Raw genomic sequence first — 24,817 nt, 5'->3', positions numbered from 1 at the left:
CATGCCACGTGGACGTCACCGCCATTCGCCACCCCTGCACAGAATCCTGCCGCCTTCCCTGGTGGCCGGGGTGCCGGTCGTCTGTGCCGCCGGTGCCTGGCTGCTCGCCGAACCCCTCGTCCTGCGAGGTCTGGTGGTTGTCACCGCCGCCACCGCCGCCACCGGCGCCTATCTGATGCGCAGCTGGGACCGGGCCGCGGGGCTGCGCGTCGCGGAGCTGACCCGGGCGCGGGCCGGCGACGAGTGGAGGACCGAGGAGCGCATAGCCGAACTGGAGTCCGATCTGGAGGAGTCCAGGGAGCTGCGCACCCGGCTGGAGACGAAGCTGCGCCGCAAGCGGGTGGAGCTCGCCGGTCTCCGGGGCGAGCACGCCGCGCTGCTGCGCCGGTACGCGAACGCCGAGACCGAGCGGGCCTCCGCGCTTGAGGGCCGCAGGCAGCTCGCGCTCGAAGCGTCCTCCGGGGCACGGGAGTTGTCCGCGGCCAGTGCCACGCCCACCCCGGCCGCGTACCGGCGTGCCTCCCAGGCGTTGCGCGACCTCACGCGCAACGCCGCGCTCCAGGAGGCCCGGCGTACCGCCGGACAGACCGGGCAGCGCGCGCTCGGGGAACGGGCCCGGCCCCGGGACACGGAGGCGGACGGCCCGCAGGGGAAGCACCCGGCGGCCGCCGGGGCAGGCGATCACCAGCACCGCCGCCCGTCGACCGCCCCGCAGCTCTCGCCCGTACCCGCGCCCGGCCGCGTACCCGCCCCCGGGCCGCGCCCGGTCCCGGGTGCTTCGGCTGTCGTCTCGTACGCGGCCGGACGCCGGAACCCCGTACCGCAGGGCAGTTTCGACTTCTTCGGCACTCAGAAGGCGAAGGCCGCGATCGAGGCCGTGCAGAACGAGGACCTGGCCGACGTGGTGGGCGAGGAAGCCCTCGCGGCTCACCGCACGCGGTCGGCGGAGGACCGCGCCGTGGGCAAGGTCATCGACCTCACCGTCCACGACGAGACCGAGCAGCTGGGCGTGACGGGGCTGCGCAGCGCCGTCTCCTCGTAAGCGGCACGCCCGCCGGGAGCCCTCGGCCGGCGGCTACTTGTCGATGTCGCCGACGACGAAGAAGAGCGAGCCCAGGATGGCCACCATGTCGGCCACCAGGGTGCCGGGCAGCAGCTCGGTGAGGGCCTGGATGTTGTTGAACGAGGCGGAGCGCAGCTTCAGCCGGTACGGGGTCTTCTCGCCCTTGGACACCAGGTAGTAGCCGTTGATGCCGAGCGGGTTCTCGGTCCACGCGTAGGTGTGGCCCTCGGGCGCCTTCAGCACCTTGGGCAGCCGCTGGTTGATCGGCCCCGGCGCCAGGTCGGCCATCCGGTCCAGACAGGCGTCCGCGAGATCCAGTGCGTTGTGCGACTGGCCCAGCAGGCATTCGAACCGTGCCAGGCAGTCGCCCTCGGTGGCGGTGACGACCCTGAGCGTGTCCTGGAGTTCCCCGTACGCGAGGTACGGCTCGTCGCGCCGCAGGTCGAAGTCGACCCCCGAGGCGCGGGCGATCGGCCCGGACACCCCGTACGCGTGCACGGCCTCGGCGGAGAGCACGCCCACCCCGCGGGTCCGGGCCCGGAAGATCTCGTTGCCCAGTACCAGCTTGTCGTAGACGTCCATCCGGGACCGCACCGAGGCGACCGCGTCCCGGGCGCGGCCGAGCCAGCCCGCGGGGAGGTCCTCCTTGAGCCCGCCGACCCGGTTGAACATGTAGTGCATCCGGCCGCCGGAGACCTCCTCCATCACGGTCTGGAGCTCCTCGCGCTCCCGGAACGCGTGGAACATCGGGGTGATACCGCCGAGTTCGAGGGGGTAGGAGCCGAGGAACATCAGGTGGTTCAGGACCCGGTTCAGTTCGGCGAGCAGGGTCCGCGTCCACACGGCGCGCTCGGGGACCTCCATGCCGAGCATCCGCTCCACGGCCATGACGACACCCAGCTCGTTCGAGAACCCCGACAGCCAGTCGTGGCGGTTGGCGAGCATCACGATCTGCCGGTAGTCGCGGGCCTCGAACAGCTTCTCCGCGCCCCGGTGCATGTAGCCGATGACCGGCTCGGCTTGCTGGATGCGCTCACCGTCGAGGACGAGCCGCAGGCGGAGCACCCCGTGGGTCGAGGGATGCTGGGGGCCGATGTTGAGCACCATGTCGGTGCTCTCTGCCGCGCCGCCGATGCCGACCGTCGTCTCCGTCATGCCGGACAGTATCCCCCGGTCGCACCGGGGATCGCCCGGGACCCCGCCCCTCGGACACCGGACGGGCCGAACGGCGCCCGCACCCGCTGTGACAGCCCGCCGAAATCACCCGGCTCGTACCCGCTGTGACAGCCCGCCGAAATCACCCGGCTCGTACCCGCTGCGACAGCCAGCCGAAATCACCCAGCCCGCCCCGCGCCGTGAGCTCCGCCGCCTCGCCCGACGCGGCAAGCGCCCGGAGGTAGCCGGCCGGGTCGGCCGACGCCAGGGAGAGCGGCGGCCGTTCACCGCTGACACCCAGTTCCCGCAGCGCCGCCCGCTGGTCGCGCACCTCGGCGGGTTCGCCCGCCACGGCGCTCCCCGCCGCCGCGCACGCGTCCAGCGCCACGTGGGAGGTCAGGTCGCAGCTCCCGTCCGGCACCGGACGCACCTCGCGGCCGGCCCGGAACCCGGTCAGCGTCCCGAACGGCGGCCTCGACTCCCGTACGTGCGCGTAGTCCACCGCCACCGCCAGGCCCCCGGCCAGTGACGCCACCGCCCGCGCCCACGCCTCGTCGCGCGGGCGGCCGATCTCCGCGCGGTCGCCGGGGCTCGTCAGCGGCCACCAGCGCCGCAGCCACTCCGCGTCCGCCCCGCTCACCGGGTCGCCGAGCCGCTCCGTACCGTCCGCCCGCCGGACCATGACACGGCGGGCCACCCCGTCCGCGTCGGCCTCCGCGAGGTCCGTGGGAACGTTGTCGAGCCACTCGTTGGCGAAGAGCAGTCCCGTGACCCCCTGCGGAGGTTCGGCGCACCACTCGATCCGCGGATCGAGGCCGGGCGGGCGCCCGGCGATCTCCACCGCGTAGGCCCGCACCCTCAGCCCGGCGGGCACGGCCGCCAGCACCCCCGTCAACAGCTCGCCCCGGCCCGCGCCCACATCCACCAGGGCGACCTCGTCCGTGCCGAGCTCCCGCGCGGTTCCGGCCAGCAGCCGGGCGACGGCGCCGGCGAACAGCGAGGACGCGTGCACGGACGTACGGAAATGTCCCGCGGGCCCCTCCGGCCTCCGGTAAAAGCCCTCGTCCCCGTACAAAGCGGTCTCCGCCGCTTCCCGCCAGCCGCACCAGTCATCCGTCACGTAGGCAAGTCTCCACCTTGGGGAGTACGGTCCCGGGACGTGGATCGGCCCTTCGGCTGACCCGGCCACCGATCTGCTGTCCCTACGCTGGGTAACGTGCAGCGCCTCTACGACTTCCTCCGCAGACACCCGATGGGCGTCGACAGTTTCTGGGCTGTCTTCCTCTTCGGGCTCTCCGGCGTGCCGATCGTGCTCGGCGGGTACGGGAGCGGCCGGGAGACCGCCCTGGCGGTGCCGGTCTCGCTCGCGCTGAGCACGGTCGTCGCGCTGCGCAGGCGCGCACCCGAGAAGATGCTGCTGCTCGCTGTCGCGGTGGGTCTCGTGCAGCTGGCGGCGGACGTCAGACCGAACATCGCGGACTTCGCCCTGCTGGTGATCACGTACACCGTGGCCACCGTGGGGGAGCGCTGGGCGTCGCGGCTCGCTCTCGTGTGCAGCCTCACCGCCGCCGGTCTCTCCAAGCTCCGCTGGCCGGAGGGCGGGCAGGAGCACTGGGCCCAGGCGGTCTTCGTCGTGATCGTCATGACGGTGCCGTTCGTGCTCGCCTGGGTACTCGGCGACTCGGTGCGGACCCGTCGCGCCTACTTCAGTCAGCTGGAGGAGCGCGCCGCCCGGCTGGAACGGGAGCGTGAGGCGCAGTCGAAGGTCGCGGTCGCCGCCGAGCGTGCCAGGATCGCCCGCGAACTGCACGACGTCGTCGCCCACAACGTCTCCGTGATGGTGGTCCAGGCCGATGGCGCCGCCTATGTGATGGACGCGGCCCCGGAACAGGCGAGGCAGGCGCTGGAGACCATTTCGAGCACCGGCCGCCAGGCGCTCGCCGAGATGCGCAGACTGCTCGGGGTGCTGCGCACGGGTGACGCCCCGGAGAGCGGGGAGTACGTGCCGCAGCCCGACGTCGGACAGATCGAGGACCTGGTCGAGCAGGTGCGCCAGACCGGCCTGGTGGTCGACTTCAGGATCGAGGGCACGGCCCGCCCGCTGCCCAGCGGGGTGGAACTGACCGCGTACCGCATCGTGCAGGAAGCCCTCACCAACACCCGCAAGCACGGCGGCCCGGACGCCGGGGCCAGCGTGCGGCTCGTCTACTTCGACGACGGCCTCGGGCTCCTCGTCGAGGACGACGGCCGGGGAGCCGCGCACGAGCTGTACGAGGACGGCGGCGCGGACGGAGCCGGCCACGGCATGATCGGTATGCGGGAGCGGGTCGGCATGGTCGGGGGCACGCTGGACGCCGGACCGCGCCCCGGCGGCGGATTCCGGATCAGCGCCCTGCTGCCGCTGAAGCCCGGGCACTAGATCTCCGCGGCTGCCGAGCCGAGACCCGCCCATCCCTTTGACCAGGAGAACAGGACACCTCATGGCGATCCGCGTGATGCTCGTCGACGATCAGGTGCTGCTGCGCACCGGCTTCCGGATGGTGCTCGCCGCCCAGCCGGACATGGAGGTCGTCGCCGAGGCCGGTGACGGCGCCGAGGCGATCGAGGTGCTGCGGGCCACCGACGTCGACGTGGTGCTGATGGACGTACGCATGCCCAGGCTCGACGGCGTCGAGGCGACCCGGCGCATCTGTGCGCAGACCGATCCGCCCAAGGTGCTCATCCTGACCACGTTCGACCTGGACGAGTACGCCTTCTCCGGGCTGAAGGCGGGGGCCAGCGGCTTCATGCTGAAGGACGTGCCGCCGGGCGAGCTGCTCGCCGCGATCCGCGCCGTGCACAGCGGTGACGCGGTGGTCGCGCCGTCCACCACCCGCCGGCTGCTGGACCAGTTCTCCTCGATGCTGCCCAGCAGCGTCAAGGACCCCGGCCACAAGCACATCGAGAAGCTCACCGAGCGGGAGCGCGAGGTGATGATGCTGGTCGCGCAAGGGCTCTCGAACGGCGAGATCGCCGCGCGGCTCGTGCTGTCGGAGGCGACGGTGAAGACGCATGTGGGCCGCATCCTGACGAAGCTGAACCTGCGCGACCGGGTGCAGGTCGTCGTCCTGGCGTACGAGACGGGCCTGGTCCGGGCCGGCGGGGGAGCGGGCTGACCGGACGGCCGGGCCGGTCAGCCCGCTCAGCGCAGGACGCCCTCCAGGAAGTCGCTGCCGAGCCGGGTCACCGCGGTCAGGTCCAGCTGGTGCAGGACGTAACGCCCGCGCCGCCGGGTGGTGACGAGGCCGGCCTTCTTCAGTACCGAGAGGTGGCGTGATACCTCGGGAGACGTGATTCCGTGCGAGTCGGCGAGCTCGCCGGTGGTGTACGGGGAACGGGCGAGGTTGCGGCACAGGCGCATCCGCATCGGGTGGGCCAGCGCCGCCATCCGCAGCTGGAGCAGCTCGACGGAGGCGGGAGAGGGCAGGTCGGGGCGGTGCACCGGGTAGTGGATCACCGGCCGCCAGCCCGGAGCGTGCACCACCATCAGGTGCGGCCAGCCGAACGCGGTCGGTATGAGGGTGAGCCCGGGGCCGACTCCCAGGCCGGCGGCGTCGGTCCGGCCCTCGGACAGCTTGTCCACGGTGATCCGGGTCCCGTCGCCGTTCAGCGAGAGGGCGGTGGAGACCGCGCGCATCGCCTCTTCGAGCCCCTTGCGCCGCAGCAGCTCCGTCTTGTGCCGGGCGTCGGCGACGAGCTGCACCCGCACCCGGTGCCAGGTGTCCGCGAAGAACGCCTGGTCGCAGTCTTCCAGGAGGCGCCGGACCCATCCGCGTACGGACACCGGGTCGGTGAGCAGCTGCTGGGTGAACCTCACCTGCTGCGGGCCCCGGGCCGCGGCCATGTCCAGCGCGCGCGTCCGCATCGCGGCGTCGGCCAGCGGGGAGGGCGCACCGGTGCCGTACAGGCTGGCGCAGGTGAACTCCAGGGCGGCGGCGACGAACCGCTCGTCGTCCATGGTGTCGAGGATGTCCAGGTCCTCGGCCAGGGTGGCCCCGGTCCTGCCGTCGCCGCCGCGCACCCCGGCGAACGGCATGAAGACGTCCGAGAAGGTGTTGCGCCACAGGAAGTCCGCCTCGTGGAGCCGGTCCGCGAGGCCGGGCTCCAGGGCGGAGGAGGTCGCGGTGGCCCAGCCGTGCAGGCCGGGATGGTGCCCCGGCTCGGAGAGCGCGTGCAGAGCCAGCCCCAGCTCGGCGAGGGGCGAGGTCTCGAAGACGATGCGGTCGGCGGGCAGGCCCGCGATGTCGATGTTCACGCTCACCCCTCCATGGTGCGGGGTACGGGGGCGGGGCCCCCACCGTTTGACGCTGCTCGTCAATCCGCGCGCCCGCCGGCCGTGACCGGCTCACCCTGAGGACATGGACGCCCTTCAGCAGCACATGCTCGACAGCTACCGCGCGGCTCAGCACGGCGAGGAGTCCCCGCCGCCGCCCTACCGGACCGGCCGGCGCCGGAGCGCGGAAGCGGAACCGGTCCGGTGGTTCCCCTGGCCCGGCCGCACCGACCACCCCTCCGGCCCGCCCGCCGCGTAGACCGCCCACCGCGTAGACCGCCGCCACGTAAGCCTGCCGGCGTGTGAGCCCGCCCGGCGCGTGAGCCCGCCCGGTCACCGGATGGCCACCCGCCCCCGGCCCCCGCCTACACCTCCCGCCCGACGAACCCGACGAACCCGACGAACTCGTCCACCGCGTCGCGCACATCCCGGGCCGTCCACTCCAGCCCCTCCGCGGAGACCGTGACCTCCGTGCACGAGACCCCGGGCGGCGTCGACGGACCTGCTGACCACCGGCGGAACAGCACTCTCCCCGTCTCCTCCGCCTGCCGTAGCGACGCCTCGTTCAGCACATCCGCCCCGTACGGCAGCCAGACCTGGAACTGATGCGTGTGCGGGGGTTCCGGACACACCCGGGACCACGGGACCGCCGACTCGGCGAAGCCCTCGGCCAGCGCCCCGGCCACGACCTTCGCGTGCGCCACGTACGACGGCAGCCGCGGCAGCTCCCGTTCCAGCCCGAGCAGTGCGCTGAGCGCCGCCGGGTGCTGCTGGAAGACGTCTCCGCCGTATCGGTGGCGCCATGTCCGCGCCTCGTCGACCAGCTCGGCGGGACCGGCGAGCGCGGCTCCGGAGAGCCCGCCCAGGGACTTGTAGAACGACACGTACACGCTGTCCGCGAGCCCGGCGATCTCCGGGAGCCCGCGCCCGAGGTGCGGGACGCACTCCCACAGGCGCGCTCCGTCCAGATGGACGACGGCGTCCCGCTCCCGCGCGGCGGCCACCACGTCCTCCAGCGCCTCCCACCCGGGCAGGACGAAGCCGGCGTCCCGCAGCGGCAGCTCCAGCAGCAGCGTCCCGAACGGCTCGGGGAACTCCCGTATCTCCTTCGCGGTGGGCAGCCGGGGAGCGGAGGTCGGGTGCACCGTACGCAGCCCGCCCACCGCGCTCAGCGCGCCCCGCTCGTGCACCTCGGGGTGGGAGAGCGGGTGCAGGGCCACGGTCCGGTCACCGGTCCGTCCCGCCCAGCAGCGCAACGCGATCTGCTGGGCCATCGTCCCGGTCGGGAAGAAGGCGGCGGCCTGCGTGCCGAGCAGCTCCGCGACCCGGTGCTCGACCTCGCCGACCACCCCGTCGCCGTACATGTCGGTCCAGTCGTCCAGGTCGTGGACGGCGCCCGCACCGGCCGTCAGCGAGGCGAGCCGCTCGCCGATCGTGGTCTCCGCGGACGCCCGTGCCAGGACCCGGCCCGCCCGCCGCCACGCGGTCAGCCTCCGCTGCCGCTCCTTCTGCCCGTCGATGTCCGTCATGGGACGATCATTACCCGGGCCACTGACATCGTCCGACCGGATTCCGCCGGAGCCGCCGGGTTACCCACAGGCTGTGGACAGCCGGGGGGCGGTACGAAACGCTGGCGTAGCATGCAGAGAAATCGTCCGGTACCCCCCGCGGACTGGAACGGAAGGCCATCGCCGCGTGAACACGACATCTTCGAAGGACCCCCTCGACGCGAGGGACCGCCCCGCCCGCCTCACGGTCGGCGTCGTCGGCGCGGGCCGGGTCGGTCCGGCGCTCGCCGCCTCGCTCCAGCTCGCCGGACACCGCCCGGTGGCCGTGTCGGGCGTCTCCGACGCATCGGTGCGCCGGGCCGCCGCGCTGCTCCCCGACGTCCCCCTGGTGACGCCCGGCGAAGTGCTGGCGCGCGCCGATCTGGTGCTCCTGACCGTCCCCGACGACGCGCTGCCCGCTCTGGTGGAAGGACTCGCCGATACCGGTGCCGTCCGGCCGGGGCAGCTCCTCGTCCACACCTCGGGGCGGTACGGCACCAGGGTGCTCGACCCCGCCCGGCGGGCCGGGGCGCTGCCCCTCGCCCTGCACCCCGCGATGACGTTCACCGGCAGCTCCGTCGACGTCCAGCGGCTCGCCGGCTGCTCGTTCGGTGTCACCGCCCCCGTGGAGCTCAGGCTCGCCGCGGAAGCCCTGGTCATCGAGATGGGCGGTGAGCCCGAGTGGATCGCGGAGGAGTCCCGTCCGCTCTACCACGCGGCCCTCGCCCTCGGCGCGAACCACCTGGTCACGCTGGTGGCCGAGGCGATGGAACTGCTGACCAAGGCCGGGGTCACCGCCCCCGACCGGATGCTCGGCCCGCTCCTCGGGGCGGCGCTCGACAACGCCCTGCGTTCGGGCGACGCGGCGCTGACCGGACCCGTCGCCCGGGGCGACGCGGGCACCGTCGCGGCACACATCGGCGAACTGCGCGCGCACGCCCCGGAGACGGTGGCCGGATACGTCGCGATGGCCCGCGCCACCGCCGACCGGGCCCTGGCGCACGGCATGCTCAAGCCGGAGCTCGCGCAGGACCTGCTCGGCGTCCTGGCCGACGGTGGCCGCCCGGCCCCGTCCGGCGGAACCGAGGGCACAGGACCGGAGGGGACCCGATGACCGCCCAGCGCTCCGTCCCCGCCGCCCTCGGCGCCCCCGTTCTCCTGCGCACCGCGGCCGAGCTCGACGCCCTGCGCCGCCCGGCGGGGGCGCGGCGCGTCGTCGTCATGACGATGGGCGCGCTCCACGAGGGCCACGCCACCCTGATCCGTACCGCCCGCTCCACCGCGGGTCCGGCCGGCCAGGTCGTGGTCACCGTCTTCGTGAACCCCCTCCAGTTCGGCGAGGCGGCCGACCTCGACCGCTACCCCCGCACGCTCGACGCGGACCTCGCCGTCGCCGGGGCGGCGGGCGCCGACGCCGTCTTCGCGCCCTCGGCCGACGAGGTCTACCCGGGCGGCGAACCCCAGGTCCGCATCACCGCGGGCCCCATGGGCGAGCGCCTCGAAGGCGCCGCGCGCCCCGGGCACTTCGACGGCATGCTGACCGTCGTCGCCAAGCTGCTCCACCTCACCCGCCCGGACGAGGCGCTGTACGGGCAGAAGGACGCCCAGCAGCTCGCTCTGATCCGCCGCATGGTGCGTGATCTCAACTTCGGCGTCGGGATCACGGGCGTCCCCACCGTCCGCGACCCCGACGGCCTGGCGCTCTCCAGCCGCAACCGCTTCCTCGCCCGCGAGGAGCGGCGCACCGCCCTCGCGCTGCCCCGGGCCCTGTTCGCTGCCCGGGACCGGCTGGCCGCCCAGCGGGCCCTGCACGAGCGCGCGACAACCACCTCGGCCCACGCGGACCGGGTCGCCGGGCTCGCCGCGCTCGGTGAGATCCGCGCTGCCGCCGACACCCAGGCGGTGGCCCTGGCCCGGCCGGGCGGCGGTCCCGCCGCGGTCCGTGCCGCGGCCAGGCTCGTCCTGGACGACGCCGCCAGGGAACAGCCGCCGCTCGCCCTCGACTACGTCGCCCTCGTCGACCCGGCGGACTTCACCGAGATCCCCGACGACCGTGACCAAGGCGACGCGATCCTCGCCGTGGCGGCCCGGGTGGGCGCGACCCGACTGATCGACAACATCCCCCTGACCCTCGGAGCCCTCACGTGACCGGAATACGGCTGACCGCCCCCGCCCCCGGCTGGGCCATCGACGCGGACGTCGTCGTGGTCGGCTCGGGCGTGGCCGGTCTCACCACCGCACTGCGCTGCGCCGCCGCGGGCCTCGCCACCGTCGTGGTCACCAAGGCGCGACTCGACGACGGCTCCACCCGCTGGGCGCAGGGCGGTATCGCGGCGGCGCTCGGCGAGGGCGACACCCCCCAGCAGCACCTGGCGGACACCCTCGTCGCGGGCGCGGGCCTGTGCGACGAGACGGCGGTGGGCACCCTGGTCACCGAGGGCCCCGACGCCGTACGCCGGCTGATCGAGACCGGCGCGCTGTTCGACAGGACGGAGAGCGGCGACATCGCCCTGACCCGCGAGGGCGGCCACCACCGCCGCCGCATCGCGCACGCCGGAGGCGACGCCACGGGCGCCGAGATCTCCCGTGCCCTGGTCGAGGCCGTGCGCTCGGCGGCCCTCCACACCGTGGAGAACGCGCTGGTCCTGGATCTCCTGACCGACGCCGAAGGCCGTACGGCGGGGGTCACCCTGCACGTCATGGGCGAGGGCCAGCACGACGGCGTGGGAGCGGTCCGCGCGCCCGCCGTCGTCCTCGCCACCGGAGGCATGGGCCAGGTCTTCTCCGCCACCACCAACCCGTCGGTCTCCACGGGCGACGGCGTGGCCCTGGCGCTGCGGGCCGGCGCGGAGGTCTCCGACCTGGAGTTCGTCCAGTTCCACCCGACGGTCCTGTTCCTGGGCGCGGACTCGGAGGGCCAGCAGCCCCTCGTGTCCGAGGCGGTACGCGGCGAGGGCGCCCACCTCGTCGACGCGTCCGGCACCCGGTTCATGCTCGGGCAGCACGAGCTCGCCGAGCTGGCCCCGCGCGACATCGTCGCCAAGGCCATCACCCGCCGGATGCACGAGCACGGCACCGAGCACATGTACCTGGACGCCCGCCACTTCGGCGCCGAGATGTGGGAGCACCGCTTCCCCACGATCCTGGCCGCCTGCCGGGCCCACGGCATCGACCCGGTCACCGAGCCGATCCCGGTCGCCCCGGCCGCGCACTACGCCTCGGGCGGCATCCGCACCGACCTCGCGGGCCGCACGACGGTCCCCGGTCTCTACGCGTGCGGCGAGGTCGCCTGCACCGGCGTGCACGGCGCGAACCGGCTGGCCTCCAACTCCCTCCTGGAGGGCCTGGTCTTCGCGGAGCGCATCGCGGCGGACATCGTGCGGGACCGGCCCGGGCGCACCGACGCGGTGGAACCGGCCGGTGGCGGCACCGACCCCCTCCTGGTCCCCGAATCCCGGGCGGCGATCCAGCGGATCATGACCAAGGGCGCCGGAGTCATCCGCTCCGCCGCCAGTCTCGCCACCGCTGCCGACGCACTGGAGGCCCTGCACCGCACGGCCGCCGACGACGCGGACGCGGCCGAACCCAAGGTGGCCGTGCCGGGCGTGGACGCCTGGGAGGCCACCAACCTGCTCCTGGTCTCGCGGGTCCTGGTCGCCGCCGCCCGCGAGCGCGAGGAGACCCGCGGCTGCCACTGGCGCGAGGACCGGCCCGACCGGGACGACGAGAACTGGCGCCGCCACCTCGTCGTACGGATCGCCCAGGACCGGCGGCTGGTCGTCAGCCGTACGGAGAACGCCGCGTTCCCGCCCGTACGCGCCACCGGCACACCAGACTGCCCGAGCACCCCGATCCCCGCCGACGCCCCCGAGGAGCCGCAACCGTGAGCACGCCCGAAGAGAATCCGCGCCCCACGCCCGTGGACGTACCGCTGATCCATATCGGCGCGCCCGCTCCCGCAGCGGAGGGCTGCGGCGACGGCTGCGGCTGCGGCGACGGTTACGACCCCGACGGCCTGGAGTGCGGTCTGGACCCGGCCCTCGCCCAGCTGCTCGCCGAGGCCGGCCTGGACCCCGTCCAGGTCGAGGACGTCGCGCACGTCGCGATCGAGGAGGACCTCGACGGCGGTGTGGACGTCACGACCGTCGCGACGGTCCCCGAGGAGGCCGTCGCCACCGGAGACTTCACCGCGCGCGAGGCGGGCGTCGTCGCCGGCATCCACATCGCGGAAGCCGTGCTCTCGATCGTCTGTACGGAAGAGTTCGAGGTCAAGCGGCACGTCCTGGACGGCGACCGCGTCGTGGCGGGCCAGAAGCTGCTGACCGTCACCACCCGCACCCGGGACCTGCTGACCGGTGAGCGCAGCGCCCTCAACCTGCTCTGCCGGCTCTCCGGCATCGCGACCGCCACCCGCGCCTGGGCCGACGTGCTGGAGGGCACGAAGGCCGAGGTCCGCGACACCCGCAAGACGACCCCCGGACTGCGCGCGCTGGAGAAGTACGCGGTGCGCTGCGGGGGCGGCGTCAACCACCGCATGTCGCTCTCGGACGCGGCGCTCGTCAAGGACAACCACGTCATCGCGGCGGGCGGGGTGGCGGAGGCGTTCAAGCGGGTCAGGGACGCGTTCCCGGACGTACCCATCGAGGTCGAGGCCGACACCCTGGAGCAGGTCGGCGAGGTTCTCGACGCGGGCGCCGACCTGATCCTGCTGGACAACTTCACCCCGGAGCTGACGGCGCAGGCCGTCGCCCTGGTCGGCGGCCGGGCCGTCCTGGAGTCCTCCGGCCGGCTCTCGCTCGCATCGGCGCGTGCCTATGCCGATGCGGGCGTCGACTACCTGGCCGTCGGCGCGCTCACCCACTCCTCGCCGATCCTCGACATCGGCCTGGACTTCCGCGACACCGACGGGGCCGGCGCCTGATGCTGCTCACCATCGACGTCGGAAACTCGCACACGGTCCTCGGCCTGTTCGACGGCGAGGAGATCGTCGAGCACTGGCGGATCTCCACCGACGCCCGCCGCACCGCCGACGAGCTCGCCGTGCTGCTCCAGGGCCTCATGGGCATGCACCCGCTGCTCGGTGACGAGCTCGGGGACGGCATCGACGGCATCGCGATCTGCTCGACCGTCCCCGCCGTCCTGCACGAGCTCCGCGAGGTCACCCGCCGCTACTACGGCGACGTCCCCGCGGTCCTGGTGGAGCCGGGCGTCAAGACGGGCGTGCCGGTCCTGATGGACAACCCGAAGGAGGTCGGAGCGGACCGCATCATCAACGCGGTCGCGGCGGTCGAGCTCTACGGCGGACCGGCGATCGTCGTGGACCTCGGTACGGCCACGACCTTCGACGCGGTCTCGGCGCGCGGTGAGTACACGGGCGGCGTGATCGCCCCCGGCATCGAGATCTCGGTGGAGGCACTGGGGGTCAAGGGCGCCCAGCTCCGCAAGATCGAGCTGGCCAGGCCGCGCAGTGTGATCGGCAAGAACACCGTGGAGGCCATGCAGTCCGGCATCGTCTACGGCTTCGCGGGCCAGATCGACGGCGTCGTGTCCCGGATGAAGAAGGAGCTCGCGGCCGACCCCGCCGACGTCACCGTCATCGCGACCGGCGGCCTTGCTCCGATGGTGTTGGAGGACGCCTCCGTCATCGACGAGCACGAGCCCTGGCTGACGCTCATCGGTCTCCGCCTCGTGTACGAGCGCAACGTCTCGCGGCTCTGACACACGCGCCCGCACCTGCGGGAACGGACCGGCGGCGCGTCGGCGGACGGCGCGCCGCCCACGGCCAGTTAAGAGGACTTTTTCCATTTAGCACGTAATGTCGCGCTATGCCCACGCCCTACGGATCACGCGGCGGCATGGCGTTCGGTGCGGACGAGCTGCGTGTGCTCCGACGCGCCCTCGCCACCGCCCTCCACCCCACGCCCCTGCCCGAAGAGGATGTCCAGGACTGCCTGCGGCTCGCCGAGGCCGTGGACGAGGCGGTCGGGGAGGCGGGCAGGCTGCGCGCCTTCCTCCTCGCCGATCTCGCCCGCTACCGCGAAGCCCTCCCAGGCTCCGTCTCCGGCTACCTGGAGCTGCTCCAGGACGCCCTGGCCGCCGGATACGACCCCCGCCCCGACGACCTGGCCGCCCTGCGCGCCCTGCGGGGCAGACCCCTCGCCGCGGCCCTGCTGGAACGCTGCCGGACGCTCGCGGAACGCTCGGTACGCGCCCGCCTCGCCGGACGCGCCGTCGCCGCGACGACCCCCGCCCCCCGCAGCCGCCTGCTCGCCCTGCCGGGCGGCCTCGCCGCCGCCCGGGAACCGGACCGGCCGAAGGCCCCGCCGGCCCCCGCCCGCCCCCAGTCCCCCGGGGAGCGCCCCGCGCCCAAGCCCTCCGAGGTCTTCCCGCCCCGCCGCCGCCCGGTCACGCCGTCCGAGGAGCGCGCCGCGGGCTGACCGGTGGGCCGCGCCCTCCCCGGGAGGGCGCGCTCCCCGGCCGCGCCGGGCTCGCTACTCTGGACGGCATGGACTACGTATCCGCGCTTCTGCCCCCCGTGGTGATGGCCGCTTTCTTCATCGGTCTGGTCGTGACGATCGTCAAGAGCCAGGGCGGTCCGAACAAGACCAAGGAGGACGCGGCCGTGGACGCGGCGATCTCCCGCACGGAGGCGGTCCGCCAGAACCCACGGGCCGAAGGCGCCTGACCGCGTCCGCTCCGGCCCCCGAGGGCGTACGGCTCGTGAGTGACGAGCTGTACGCCCTTTTGCTGTGTTAATGACTGCTCATTCCAGACATCTGGTACTAAGGTGACGCTGTGCCTCGCCAATTGGGAGAGCTGGAAGACGCCGTGATGACGCGGGTCTGGCAATGGAACCGTCCCGTCACCGTGCGGGAAGTTCTGGAGGACCTTCAGCGGGAGCGGTCCATCGCGTACACGACGGTCATGACGGTAATGGACAATCTCCATCAGAAGGGCTGGGTCCGCAGGGAAGTCGACGGCCGCGCATATCGATATACGGCCGTCTCCACCCGTGCCGCGTACTCGGCCGCACTGATGAACGAAGCCTGGTCCCGCAGTGACAACCCCGCAGCCGCTCTCGTCGCCTTCTTCGGCATGATGTCGGCCGAACAGCGCGAGGCTCTGCAGGACGCCATGCGCATGGTTCTGCCCACCTTCCCCGGAGCTCACGCCAGTCCGGCCGGTGAGACAACCCCGGCCGATGACGCGGAGCCGGAGACCGGGCGATAGCGTCTGGTCATGTCCTCAGAGCCGCCGCAAACCCAGCCGGATACCGAGTTTCATACCGACCCGTCGGTAAATAGTCCCGCCATCACCGTCCGACGTGCCAGGACCACCGATGTGGCGTCGGTGCGCAGCCTCCTTGACGGGTACGTCTCCGAAGGCATCCTGCTCGACAAAGCGACGGTGACGCTTTACGAGGACATCCAGGAGTTCTGGGTCGCGGAACGCGACGAGGACGGCCGGGTCATCGGCTGCGGGGCACTGCACGTGATGTGGGAAGACCTCGCCGAAGTGCGCACTCTCGCAGTCGACCACAGCATCAAGGGCGCCGGCGTCGGTCACAAGGTGCTGGACAAGCTCTTGCAGACGGCACGGTGGCTGGGCGTGCGCCGGGTTTTCTGCCTCACCTTCGAAGTGGACTTCTTCGCGAAGCACGGCTTCGTCGAGATCGGAGAGACGCCGGTCGACACGGATGTCTACAGTGAGCTGCTGCGTTCCTATGACGAGGGTGTCGCCGAGTTCCTGGGTCTCGAACGGGTGAAGCCGAACACCTTGGGCAACAGCCGGATGCTTCTGCACCTGTGACCGGCAGAAGCAGCCGTAGCCCTATGTCCGAATCGCGCCTGTTTCCCGCGTTCTTGCACTCCTGAACCTCTCCCAGGGGTTTGTGTTTTCCGGGGAAAAGCGGTTTCCTTTCCGCGTACTACATTTTCGATGAAAGGAAATCCAGTGGCACAGAAGGTTCAGGTCCTTCTTGTCGATGACCTCGACGGTGGCGAGGCGGACGAGACAGTGACGTTCGCACTTGACGGCAAGACCTACGAGATCGACCTCACGACGACCAACGCGGACAAGCTCCGTGGTCTTCTCGAGCCGTACACCAAGGGTGGCCGTCGTACCGGTGGCCGCGCCGCGACCGGCCGTGGCAAGGGCCGCGCGGTCACCGGTGGCAACAAGGACACCGCCGAGATCCGTAAGTGGGCTCGCGAGAACGGCCACAACGTGAATGACCGCGGCCGTGTGCCCGCGGAGATCCGCGAGGCTTACGAGAAGGCCAACGGCTGAGCCGTCGCCCAGCCGGCCGGCCCGGCCCGGGCACGCGTCAGCCGCGCCCGGTGGCATTCCGTGGCGGCCACGTCGACGAGCCGTGCGAGATCGGGAACATTTCCGTTCTTGTTCCCGATGCTCCCGAAGCCGACGAGGGCGGGGAGTGCCGGCTCGATCTCCTGCCTCGGCTCGGGGGGCCGCAGCCACAGCGCGGCCCCCGGCGCGCCGGCCGCCGAGCCGGGCGGCGCCGGGGCGGCGATCCGCCCGCCGGCGCCGACAGCGGTCAGGCCGAGGGCGATTCCGCTCCACTCCAGCCAGTCGAGCAGCCCCGGCAGCTCGTCCGCGCTTCCCGCGGCCACCAGCATCCCCATGCGCTGTCCGGCCACCACCACCGGGCCCGTGGGCCCCAGCCGCCGCAGCGCGGCGTGACCGGCGTCCGCGGGCAGCTCAAGCACGTCGAAGCGCAGCCCGGTCAGCAGACGTACGGGGGCGCCATCGGCGGTGGCCCAGCCAAGCTCGCGTTCGTACCACCGCGTCCAGTCCTCGGCTTCGGGCGACGAGCGGGGAGGCGGGACGGTGAGGGCCATGCCCGATGAACCGTCCAGCCGCCCCCGAAGTTACGCGCAGTCAGTGCCGGGTTGCCCGCTGTGCCCGGTATGGGGGCGTGCGGACGGATACGGGAGCGGGGATGTGTTCGCCCGTAGCTGAGGGAACCGGGTCGCGCCGCATGGACTGTCAGTAGTTGCGGGTAAGACATCCCTAGTGGGAAGGGGCGACACGCGGGCCGAAGCGTCTCACGTTCGCCATCGGCGTACTGGCGAAAGGGCTATCTGGCTGGCCTGCGGGAACATCGTCTCCCACCATCGGGTTGGAGCAGTTGTCGGCGTTCGGGGCAGGAGAGACCGAGATCGGGTGTCGGCAGTTGTCGGCAGTTGGAATGAGCGGTCCCCGCTTGCGGGACTAAGCTGCGGAAGGACAGGGAGGGGACCGACCCCTTACTGCCTGACCGCTCTGAGGAGCGATTAACGATGTTCGAGAGGTTCACCGACCGCGCGCGGCGGGTTGTCGTCCTGGCTCAGGAAGAAGCCCGGATGCTCAACCACAACTACATCGGCACCGAGCACATCCTCCTGGGCCTGATCCACGAGGGTGAGGGTGTCGCCGCTAAGGCCCTGGAGAGCCTCGGGATCTCGCTCGAGGCGGTCCGCCAGCAGGTGGAGGAGATCATCGGTCAGGGCCAGCAGGCCCCGTCCGGCCACATCCCCTTCACCCCCGAGCCAAGAAGGTCCTGGAGCTCTCGCTCCGCGAGGCCCTTCAGCTGGGCCACAACTACATCGGCACCGAGCACATCCTGCTCGGCCTGATCCGCGAGGGCGAGGGCGTAGCCGCCCAGGTCCTCGTGAAGCTGGGCGCCGACCTGAACCGGGTGCGGCAGCAGGTCATCCAGCTGCTCTCCGGGTACTCGGGAGGCAAGGAGGCGGCCACGGCGGGCGGCCCCGCGGAGGGCACGCCCTCCACGTCCCTCGTGCTGGACCAGTTCGGCCGGAACCTCACCCAGGCCGCTCGCGAATCCAAGCTCGACCCGGTCATCGGGCGCGAGAAGGAGATCGAGCGGGTCATGCAGGTGCTGTCCCGCCGTACCAAGAACAACCCGGTTCTCATCGGCGAGCCCGGCGTCGGCAAGACGGCGGTCGTCGAGGGCCTGGCACAGGCCATCGTCAAGGGCGAGGTGCCCGAGACCCTCAAGGACAAGCACCTCTACACGCTTGACCTCGGCGCCCTGGTCGCGGGTTCCCGCTACCGCGGTGACTTCGAGGAGCGCCTGAAGAAGGTCCTCAAGGAGATCCGCACCCGCGGCGACATCATCCTGTTCATCGACGAGCTCCACACCCTGGTGGGTGCGGGTGCCGCCGAGGGCGCGATCGACGCCGCGAGCATCCTCAAGCCCATGCTGGCGCGAGGCGAGCTCCAGACCATCGGTGCCACGACGCTCGACGAGTACCGCAAGCACCTGGAGAAGGACGCCGCTCTCGAGCGACGCTTCCAGCCCATCCAGGTCGCGGAGCCTTCGCTGCCGCACACCATCGAGATCCTCAAGGGCCTGCGCGACCGTTACGAGGCCCATCACCGGGTCTCCATCACGGACGAGGCGCTGGTCCAGGCCGCGACGCTGGCCGACCGGTACATCTCGGACCGCTTCCTGCCGGACAAGGCGATCGACCTGATCGACGAGGCCGGCTCCCGGATGCGCATCCGCCGGATGACGGCGCCGCCGGACCTCCGCGAGTTCGACGAGAAGATCGCGGGTGTCCGCCGCGACAAGGAGTCGGCGATCGACTCCCAGGACTTCGAGAAGGCGGCGTCTCTCCGTGACAAGGAGAAGCAGCTGCTGGCGGCGAAGGCCAAGCGCGAGAAGGAGTGGAAGGCCGGCGACATGGACGTCGTCGCCGAGGTCGACGGCGAGCTCATCGCCGAGGTCCTGGCCACGGCCACCGGCATCCCGGTCTTCAAGCTGACGGAGGAGGAGTCCTCCCGTCTGCTGCGCATGGAGGACGAGCTCCACAAGCGCGTCATCGGCCAGAAGGACGCCATCAAGGCCCTTTCGCAGGCGATCCGCCGTACGCGGGCCGGCCTGAAGGACCCGAAGCGCCCCGGCGGCTCGTTCATCTTCGCCGGTCCGTCCGGTGTCGGTAAGACCGAGCTCTCCAAGACGCTCGCCGAATTCCTCTTCGGTGACGAGGACGCGCTGATCTCCCTCGACATGTCGGAGTTCAGCGAGAAGCACACGGTTTCCCGGCTCTTCGGTTCGCCCCCCGGTTACGTGGGCTACGAAGAGGGCGGACAGCTCACCGAGAAGGTGCGCCGCAAGCCGTTCTCCGTCGTCCTCTTCGACGAGGTCGAGAAGGCCCACCCCGATATCTTCAATTCCCTGCTCCAGATCCTGGAGGACGGTCGCCTGACCGACTCCCAGGGCCGGGTCGTGGACTTCAAGAACACGGTCATCATCATGACGACCAACCTCGGGACCCGGGACATCTCCAAGGGCTTCAACCTGGGCTTCGCCGCCCAGGGCGACGTCAAGACGAACTACGAGCGGATGAAGGTCAAGGTCAACGAAGAGCTCAAGCAGCACTTCAGGCCGGAGTTCCTCAACCGCGTCGACGACACGGTCGTCTTCCACCAGCTGACCGAGGAAGACATCATCCAGATCGTCGACCTCATGGTCGCCAAGGTGGACGAGCGTCTCAAGGACCGCGACATGGGCATCGAGCTCAGCGCCGAGGCCAAGACGCTCCTGGCGAAGAAGGGCTACGACCCCGTGATGGGCGCCCGGCCGCTGCGCCGGACGATCCAGCGCGAGATCGAGGACATCCTCTCCGAGAAGATCCTCTTCGGTGAGCTGCGCCCCGGTCACATCGTGGTCGTCGGTACGGAAGGCGAGGGCGAGGAGAAGAAGTTCTCGTTCCGCGGCGAGGAGAAGTCGGCACTGCCCGACGTTCCTCCGATCGAGCAGGCGGCAGGCGGCGCCGGCCCGAACATGACGAAGGACGTCTGACGGCGTCGTAGTCAGCAGAAACGAAGGGGCTGCCCCGGACCGGTGACCGGTTCCGGGGCAGCCCCTTGTGCGTGCGCGGTCCGGGGAGTTCAGAGCGTGATGTCGATGCCTTCGTCGCCGACGATCTCCGAGTGGGCGCCGTCGACGGTGACCCGGCAGCCGGGCAGTGCCCGCAGCGGGGCCAGGTTCAGGGGGTGCGGCGGGTTGGGTCCGAGCCGTATCCCGAGCGAGGTCAGGGACGGGAACGTCCGGACGACCGCGTCGAGTTCGCTGCCGTGCAGGGAGTCGAAGCTCAGCTGGGTGACGTGCGGCAGGGGCTCCCCGGTGAGGAGCTCGTGCAGCGCGGACGCCGACAGGTCGAGATCGGTGATGCCGGTACCGGTCCGCAGCGCCTCGGAGAGCCCGGTGGTGGGGAACGCGTTGTGGAGGGCGAGCGAGGTCAGGCTCTTCCACGCCTCCAGGCCCGTCACCGCGAAGGGCCGGGTGGGCCGGATCATCAGGTGGGTGACCAGCCCGGACACCGGGATGTCGCTCAGGTGGCCCGCCGACATCGAGGTCAGGGTCAGCGAACGCAGACTGCTGAGGGAGCCCAGCGGCTCCAGCGCCCGGCTCGTCAGCTTCTCGGTGTCCAGCCGCAGGAAGTGGAGCGCCGGAAGGGCTGCGAGGGGCTCAAGGGTCGCGATCCGGGGGCACTCGCTGATGGAGAGCCCGGTGAGCCGGTCCCCGCAGACCTTCGTGAAGGACAGGTCGGTGAGCACGGGGTTGGACATGATGTACAGGAACTCCGGGCTCGCGCCCCGGGGGAACGAGCGGAGGTCCTCGTCCGTCAAGGCGCCGAACAGCTCGACGGAGACCAGCGCCGGGGCGTGGTGCAGGGCGGCCAGCTGGCCGGCGGTGGAGACCGTCAGCAGCGTGGACCGCGGATCGATGCGGGCCAGGACCTCTCGCGCGTACGGCTCCGTGGGGTACTGGGACCAGGACCGGGCGAAGTCCGGGCCGGTGGACGGGTAGGCCAGGACCCACTCCCGCGCGTACGGGACGGCTTCGGCGCCGCCGACCGTGTTGATCAGCAGGGCGACCCGGACCGGTGCGTCCGTCTCCTCCGGGAGACTGCCCGGGGCGGGCAGCAGGCCGAGCGCCGTCGTCTCCAGCCGGGCCAGGACCGGCACGTCCTCGAACCGGCGCGGCGGGAAGAGGTCAGCGGTGTGCCGGCGGACCCGCTCCCTGACGGCCTCGTCGAGCCAGGTCGCGTGCTGTTCGCACAGGGCCGCCAGCACATGGAGCTGCGTCCGCGCGAGTGAGCCCCTGGTCCGCGCCAGGCCCGCGTCGAGCAGACCGCCGACCAGCGTGGGCAGTTCGCGCCGGCCGCAGTGCCCGGCCGCCAGCAGGATCACGTCCTGCCACTGCTCGTCGGACGCGTGCCCCAGCAGTTCGTTGAGATGGTCGTCCTCCACCAGCTCCTTCGCCGCCAGGAAGTCCTGGAAGGTGCGGTGGGCGAACTGGTAGGCGTCCTCGGTGCGTTCCTGGAGGAGGCCGCTGCGGTTCAGGAGGTGGGTCAGGATTTCCTCGGGTGTGCCCTGGGCGCGGACCCGCTCCATGCCCGCGAGGGCGCGGGCCAGCTGTCGAAGCGCCTGTGCGCGGGAGAATTCCGACTGGCCCCCGCGGACCAGCCAGACCGCGATGCGCTGGAGCAGCTGGAGCTGTTCCTCGACGTCCATCGTGATGCCCTCGGGCGCGTCGATCTTGCGGCGTTTGTCGCGGTTGCCCAGCAGCATGTCGAGCGCCGAGCGGTAGAGCTTCCAGCGGGTCTCCGGCAGGAATCCCTGGCTCCGGCGGTGGAGCGCGCAGATCACGGCGCAGAGCAGGGGCGTGCGGGCGAGGTCGCGCAGGGCCGAGTTCTGGGTGAAACGGTGCGTGAGGTCCTGTTCCAGCTCGGTCAGGTGCTCGTGGTCGTCCCCGTCCAGCCGGGCCGCCCTGTGCCACGCCCCCACAAAGGACCGGATGTCCTCGTTCCGCATTGGCAGCAGGCGTAACTCCTCGAACTCCTGCGACCTCAGCCAGTCCGGTTCCACGGCCAGCGGTCGGACGGTCGCCACGCACCGGATGTCCGGATAGCGGGCCAGCAGCCGGGACAGCCAGTCGTGGGCATCCTCGCGGTCGTCCTGCGGGACCTCGTCGAGGCCGTCGACCAGCAGCAGGGCCCGGCCGGACCGCAGGACCCGGCCCGCCCAGCCCTCGGGCGGGTCGTCGACCACCAGCCGGGCCGCCGTGGGCAGCTTGTCGGGTTCGGGTCCGGGGAAGGGGCCGCCCCGGGCACGCAGGGTACGCAGGGGGACGACGAAGGGCACCAGGCCGTTGAGCGCGGCGAGCCGGTCGGGGAGGGTGCCGGCCGCCGCGTGCGCGGCCAGCCACCAGATCAGGGTGGTCTTCCCGGCGCCCGCGTCGCCTCGCAGCAGCACCCGGGGGCGTGCGGAGAGCAGGGCGTCGACGCGCTGCGGCACCGCGGGCGGGCGCTGCCCCGCCCGCTCGTCGGGCGGCTGGGCCTCCAGGCTCAGATACGCCGTGTCCAGGTCCCACTCGGTCTCGTCGCGGTTCAGCTCGTCGAGGCCGAACACCTTCGTACGCCGGTAGGCGGCGCCGACCGAGGCCGCGTACTCCTCCTCGTACCGCAGGTCCCCGGGGTGGTGGCCGTGGACCTCCTCGCACCGCGGCGTGGTGCCGGTGGCCTGCTCGTAGACGAGCTGGAACGGCCGGGCGGCGGTGAGCGGGGCGAGCGCGACGCACTCCACCCGCCGGCCGCCGCGCCGGCGGGGGAGCTGCCGGGCGAGGCCGAGGAGGACATCGCCGGCGAAGAGGGGGCCGCCGGACAGGCCCCGGAGCCTGGGAGCGCCCTGGTCGTCGGTGGGCGGCGGGGGCCGTCGAGTTCGCACACCATGAGGCCGCGCATCCGGCCCGCCATGGGCAGGACGGTGGCCGTGTACTGGTCGCTCTCCAGATGCCCGCCGGGGCCGTACCGCTCGATGTCCGGAAAGCCCGTGAGCTCGCAGTCGTGGAGTGCCTGGCCGCCGACGAGGGCGCCGAGCCGTACCGGCGGAACGGGAAGCACCGGTTCCGCGGCGAGGAGCAGCGCGGCGTCCAGGTCGTGGTCGACCCAGGCGACCGATGCCTCGCGGTGCCCCGCCAGCCCGGGATGCGCCACCCGGCTCCGGTTGCCGCCCCTGACCACATGGGCGCAGGTCAGTATGAGCCGCTCGGAGAGCAGGACGCCGCTGCCCTGGGTGGAGCCGGCGCCCAGGACGACCACCGTGCGGTCCCCGGGCCGTACGTCCCTCACGGGTGGCCCGGTCCCCGGCCGAAGTGGTCCGTGCTGCCGCCGTCCCCGTGCCCGATCTCCCAGGCACCGCCGGTCACGGCGTCGCGGGGGGTCAGTGTGAAGGCGACCCTGTGGGTGCGCGCGGCCGACAGGGACGCGTCCGCGCCCGCCTCCACCACCCATGCCCTGACCTTCGCGCCGCCCTTGGCCTCCTTGCGCAGCTCCAGCGTGAACTCCATCTGGATCTCACCGACCTCGAAGGCCACGGGCAGGCCCGTGGCACGGGTGGCGGCGTCGATGAGCTGGTCGCGGATGGACTCGACGGCGTCGGCGAGCTCGATGCCGGCCGGGCCGTGGGAGTCGTCGGTGTCGTCGCCGGCCATCGTGTTCCCCCCGGGATCGAGTGCTTCCCCGACAGCGTAGTCAGCCCGGGGGGCCGAAGGTCCCGAATCGGACGGTCTCCGGTCCCACCGGCGGTGACAAGGCGCACAGCCCCGAAGGGGCCTACTAGCCGGCCTAGGAGAAGAGGCCCCGGCCAGGGGAGGGACCTTCGTCCCTGGCCGGGAGGGGTCCTTCGGCGGAACCGGGCGATGTGCCGGGAAGGCCGCCGCATGTCCGGTCGGGGTGGGTTCGAACTGGGCTTAAACCCGATCCGCAGCACAGTTCTCCCGGTGTCGCGGGGCCCTGTGCGCGGGGTCGTCGGCAGCGCATTCCCGATGCCCTTTCTACGGCTTTTCATCGTAGGTGGGGGGTTTGAGTCGAAGTGGGGGCCCGGGTTACCAAGGTGGAGCACGTCCGGCAGAACGCCGGTTCCCCTCACCACCGGAGGACTTCCCCGTATGTCGAAGCGCGTCTCGTTCCCGCAGTCCGCCCGCCCGTCCCTGTCCCGAGTCCGCGGCACCGTGGTCGCCGCCTCCGTCGGTGCGTCGATGGTGTTCGGTGCGGGCGCGGGATTCGCGGCCTCCGGTACGGCGGACACCACCGGCACCGCGGTTCTCGCGGGTGCCGCCGACTCCGTCGCCCAGCAGGCGGAGGCGCAGAGCAAGGCCGCCGCCTCGGCGAAGAAGGCCGCGGCCGAGAGGTCGGCGAAGGCGAAGGAGACGGCGAAGAAGAAGGCCGCCGCCGCCAAGGCGAACGCCAGGAAGAAGGCGTCCTCCTGGGAGGCCCCCGTCGAGCGGTACACGCTGAGCGCCAGCTACGGCACCGGCGGCGCCCGCTGGGCCGCGAAGCACTCCGGGCAGGACTTCGCCGTCCCGGTCGGCACCAAGGTCGAGGCCGCGCACGCCGGCACCGTCGTCAAGGCCGGCCCGAACGGCGGCGGCGACGGCCCCGCGTACGGCAACGCCGTCGTGATCAGGCACTCCAACGGCAAGTACTCGCAGTACGCGCACCTGTCGACGATCAACGTCCACATCGGCCAGACCGTGAAGACCGGCCAGAAGATCGCCCTGTCCGGCAACACCGGAAACTCCAGCGGTCCGCACCTCCACTTCGAGATCCGGACCAGCCCGAACTACGGTTCCGCGCTCAACCCGGTCGCCTTCCTGCGCTCGGTGCACGTCTCCCTGTGACCCGCACCTGAGCCGGACCCACGGCGGCC

At 72.1% G+C, this 24,817-nt stretch carries 22 protein-coding genes and 2 pseudogenes; 16 read left to right on the top strand and 8 right to left on the bottom strand.

Features of this window, described 5'->3' with window-relative positions:
* Position 1: 1 nt before the first annotated feature.
* Positions 2-1,042: a hypothetical protein gene (locus Sfulv_RS12715; protein WP_173313797.1), complete on the top strand. Its 1,041-nt coding sequence runs from the start codon at positions 2-4 to the stop codon at positions 1,040-1,042.
* Between the two features lie 33 nt (positions 1,043-1,075).
* On the opposite strand, the gene Sfulv_RS12710 is transcribed toward Sfulv_RS12715, so the two are convergent.
* On the bottom strand, positions 1,076-2,218 hold the full coding sequence (locus tag Sfulv_RS12710) for an NADH-quinone oxidoreductase subunit D (RefSeq protein ID WP_173313796.1): 1,143 nt from the start codon (positions 2,216-2,218) through the stop codon (positions 1,076-1,078).
* A 142-nt stretch (positions 2,219-2,360) separates the two neighbouring features.
* On the bottom strand, positions 2,361-3,338 hold the full coding sequence (locus Sfulv_RS12705; RefSeq protein ID WP_173313795.1) for an SAM-dependent methyltransferase: 978 nt from the start codon (positions 3,336-3,338) through the stop codon (positions 2,361-2,363).
* Positions 3,339-3,434: 96 nt separating this feature from the next.
* Between Sfulv_RS12705 and Sfulv_RS12700 the strand changes: the two genes are divergently transcribed.
* Entirely contained in the window at positions 3,435-4,637 is a 1,203-nt protein-coding gene (locus Sfulv_RS12700) for a sensor histidine kinase (protein ID WP_173313794.1), read from the top strand.
* Between the two features lie 61 nt (positions 4,638-4,698).
* Positions 4,699-5,373 (top strand): response regulator, encoded by a 675-nt coding sequence (locus Sfulv_RS12695; RefSeq protein ID WP_173313793.1) that lies wholly within the window; start codon positions 4,699-4,701, stop codon positions 5,371-5,373.
* A gap of 26 nt (positions 5,374-5,399) precedes the next feature.
* On the opposite strand, the gene Sfulv_RS12690 is transcribed toward Sfulv_RS12695, so the two are convergent.
* The gene (locus Sfulv_RS12690) at positions 5,400-6,512 is read right to left on the bottom strand and encodes a DUF5937 family protein (protein WP_173317800.1); all 1,113 of its coding nucleotides are present in this window, start codon (positions 6,510-6,512) and stop codon (positions 5,400-5,402) included.
* A gap of 103 nt (positions 6,513-6,615) precedes the next feature.
* Here Sfulv_RS12690 and Sfulv_RS12685 point away from each other — a divergent pair, with 103 nt between their 5' ends.
* Positions 6,616-6,789 (top strand): hypothetical protein, encoded by a 174-nt coding sequence (locus tag Sfulv_RS12685; RefSeq protein WP_173313792.1) that lies wholly within the window; start codon positions 6,616-6,618, stop codon positions 6,787-6,789.
* A 106-nt stretch (positions 6,790-6,895) separates the two neighbouring features.
* Here Sfulv_RS12685 and Sfulv_RS12680 read toward each other — a convergent pair whose 3' ends face one another.
* Positions 6,896-8,059 carry a threonine aldolase family protein gene (locus Sfulv_RS12680; RefSeq protein WP_173313791.1) on the bottom strand — a complete coding sequence of 388 codons (1,164 nt, stop codon included), beginning with the start codon at positions 8,057-8,059 and terminating at the stop codon, positions 6,896-6,898.
* 166 nt (positions 8,060-8,225) lie between these two features.
* Here Sfulv_RS12680 and Sfulv_RS12675 point away from each other — a divergent pair, with 166 nt between their 5' ends.
* From Sfulv_RS12675 to Sfulv_RS12630, 10 genes are all read left to right on the top strand, one after another.
* Positions 8,226-9,191 (top strand): Rossmann-like and DUF2520 domain-containing protein, encoded by a 966-nt coding sequence (locus tag Sfulv_RS12675; RefSeq protein WP_173313790.1) that lies wholly within the window; start codon positions 8,226-8,228, stop codon positions 9,189-9,191.
* Positions 9,188-10,225, top strand: coding sequence for a pantoate--beta-alanine ligase (panC, locus tag Sfulv_RS12670; RefSeq protein ID WP_173313789.1), 1,038 nt, complete (start codon positions 9,188-9,190; stop codon positions 10,223-10,225). The genes Sfulv_RS12675 and panC overlap by 4 nt, the downstream gene beginning before the upstream one ends.
* Positions 10,222-11,964: an L-aspartate oxidase gene (locus tag Sfulv_RS12665; protein ID WP_173313788.1), complete on the top strand. Its 1,743-nt coding sequence runs from the start codon at positions 10,222-10,224 to the stop codon at positions 11,962-11,964. The genes panC and Sfulv_RS12665 overlap by 4 nt, the downstream gene beginning before the upstream one ends.
* A complete protein-coding gene (gene nadC, locus Sfulv_RS12660) occupies positions 11,961-12,998 on the top strand; it encodes a carboxylating nicotinate-nucleotide diphosphorylase (RefSeq protein ID WP_173313787.1) in 1,038 nt (345 codons plus the stop codon). Before Sfulv_RS12665 ends, nadC begins: the two co-directional genes overlap by 4 nt.
* Positions 12,998-13,795: a type III pantothenate kinase gene (locus Sfulv_RS12655; RefSeq protein WP_173313786.1), complete on the top strand. Its 798-nt coding sequence runs from the start codon at positions 12,998-13,000 to the stop codon at positions 13,793-13,795. Before nadC ends, Sfulv_RS12655 begins: the two co-directional genes overlap by 1 nt.
* Positions 13,796-13,932: 137 nt before the next feature.
* On the top strand, positions 13,933-14,514 hold the full coding sequence (locus Sfulv_RS12650; protein WP_173317798.1) for a hypothetical protein: 582 nt from the start codon (positions 13,933-13,935) through the stop codon (positions 14,512-14,514).
* A gap of 68 nt (positions 14,515-14,582) precedes the next feature.
* Complete coding sequence (locus Sfulv_RS12645) at positions 14,583-14,762, top strand: hypothetical protein (protein WP_173313785.1); 180 nt, start codon at positions 14,583-14,585, stop codon at positions 14,760-14,762.
* Between the two features lie 110 nt (positions 14,763-14,872).
* A complete protein-coding gene (locus Sfulv_RS12640) occupies positions 14,873-15,307 on the top strand; it encodes a BlaI/MecI/CopY family transcriptional regulator (protein WP_173313784.1) in 435 nt (144 codons plus the stop codon).
* A 9-nt stretch (positions 15,308-15,316) separates the two neighbouring features.
* Positions 15,317-15,886 carry an amino-acid N-acetyltransferase gene (locus Sfulv_RS12635; protein ID WP_173313783.1) on the top strand — a complete coding sequence of 190 codons (570 nt, stop codon included), beginning with the start codon at positions 15,317-15,319 and terminating at the stop codon, positions 15,884-15,886.
* Positions 15,887-16,030: 144 nt separating this feature from the next.
* Positions 16,031-16,366, top strand: a complete 336-nt coding sequence (locus Sfulv_RS12630; RefSeq protein ID WP_173313782.1) for a histone-like nucleoid-structuring protein Lsr2 — start codon at positions 16,031-16,033, stop codon at positions 16,364-16,366.
* Here Sfulv_RS12630 and Sfulv_RS12625 read toward each other — a convergent pair.
* Positions 16,345-16,935 (bottom strand): SCO3374 family protein, encoded by a 591-nt coding sequence (locus Sfulv_RS12625; RefSeq protein WP_173313781.1) that lies wholly within the window; start codon positions 16,933-16,935, stop codon positions 16,345-16,347. The genes Sfulv_RS12630 and Sfulv_RS12625 overlap by 22 nt on opposite strands.
* Positions 16,936-17,376: 441 nt before the next feature.
* Between Sfulv_RS12625 and Sfulv_RS12620 the strand changes: the two are divergent.
* Positions 17,377-19,904: pseudogene (locus Sfulv_RS12620) on the top strand (ATP-dependent Clp protease ATP-binding subunit).
* 89 nt (positions 19,905-19,993) lie between these two features.
* On the opposite strand, the gene Sfulv_RS12615 reads toward Sfulv_RS12620, so the two are convergent.
* The 3 genes and pseudogenes from Sfulv_RS12615 to Sfulv_RS30315 all read right to left on the bottom strand — a co-directional run bounded on the left by Sfulv_RS12615 (position 19,994) and on the right by Sfulv_RS30315 (position 23,600).
* On the bottom strand, positions 19,994-22,834 hold the full coding sequence (locus tag Sfulv_RS12615; protein WP_256668898.1) for an NACHT domain-containing protein: 2,841 nt from the start codon (positions 22,832-22,834) through the stop codon (positions 19,994-19,996).
* 191 nt (positions 22,835-23,025) lie between these two features.
* A pseudogene (locus Sfulv_RS30320) lies at positions 23,026-23,130 on the bottom strand (hypothetical protein); the annotation flags it as partial.
* 104 nt (positions 23,131-23,234) lie between these two features.
* Positions 23,235-23,600, bottom strand: a complete 366-nt coding sequence (locus Sfulv_RS30315) for a trypco2 family protein (RefSeq protein ID WP_246353094.1) — start codon at positions 23,598-23,600, stop codon at positions 23,235-23,237.
* A gap of 456 nt (positions 23,601-24,056) precedes the next feature.
* Here Sfulv_RS30315 and Sfulv_RS12610 point away from each other — a divergent pair, with 456 nt between their 5' ends.
* Complete coding sequence (locus Sfulv_RS12610; protein WP_173313780.1) at positions 24,057-24,788, top strand: M23 family metallopeptidase; 732 nt, start codon at positions 24,057-24,059, stop codon at positions 24,786-24,788.
* Positions 24,789-24,817: the final 29 nt, after the last annotated feature.

It is taken from the genome of Streptomyces fulvorobeus (assembly GCF_013167895.1).
In the GTDB taxonomy this organism is placed as follows: Bacteria; Actinomycetota; Actinomycetes; order Streptomycetales; family Streptomycetaceae; genus Streptomyces; species Streptomyces fulvorobeus.
The sequence above is the reverse complement of the archived record's forward strand: the minus strand, read 5'-3'. Positions and strand labels throughout refer to the sequence as shown.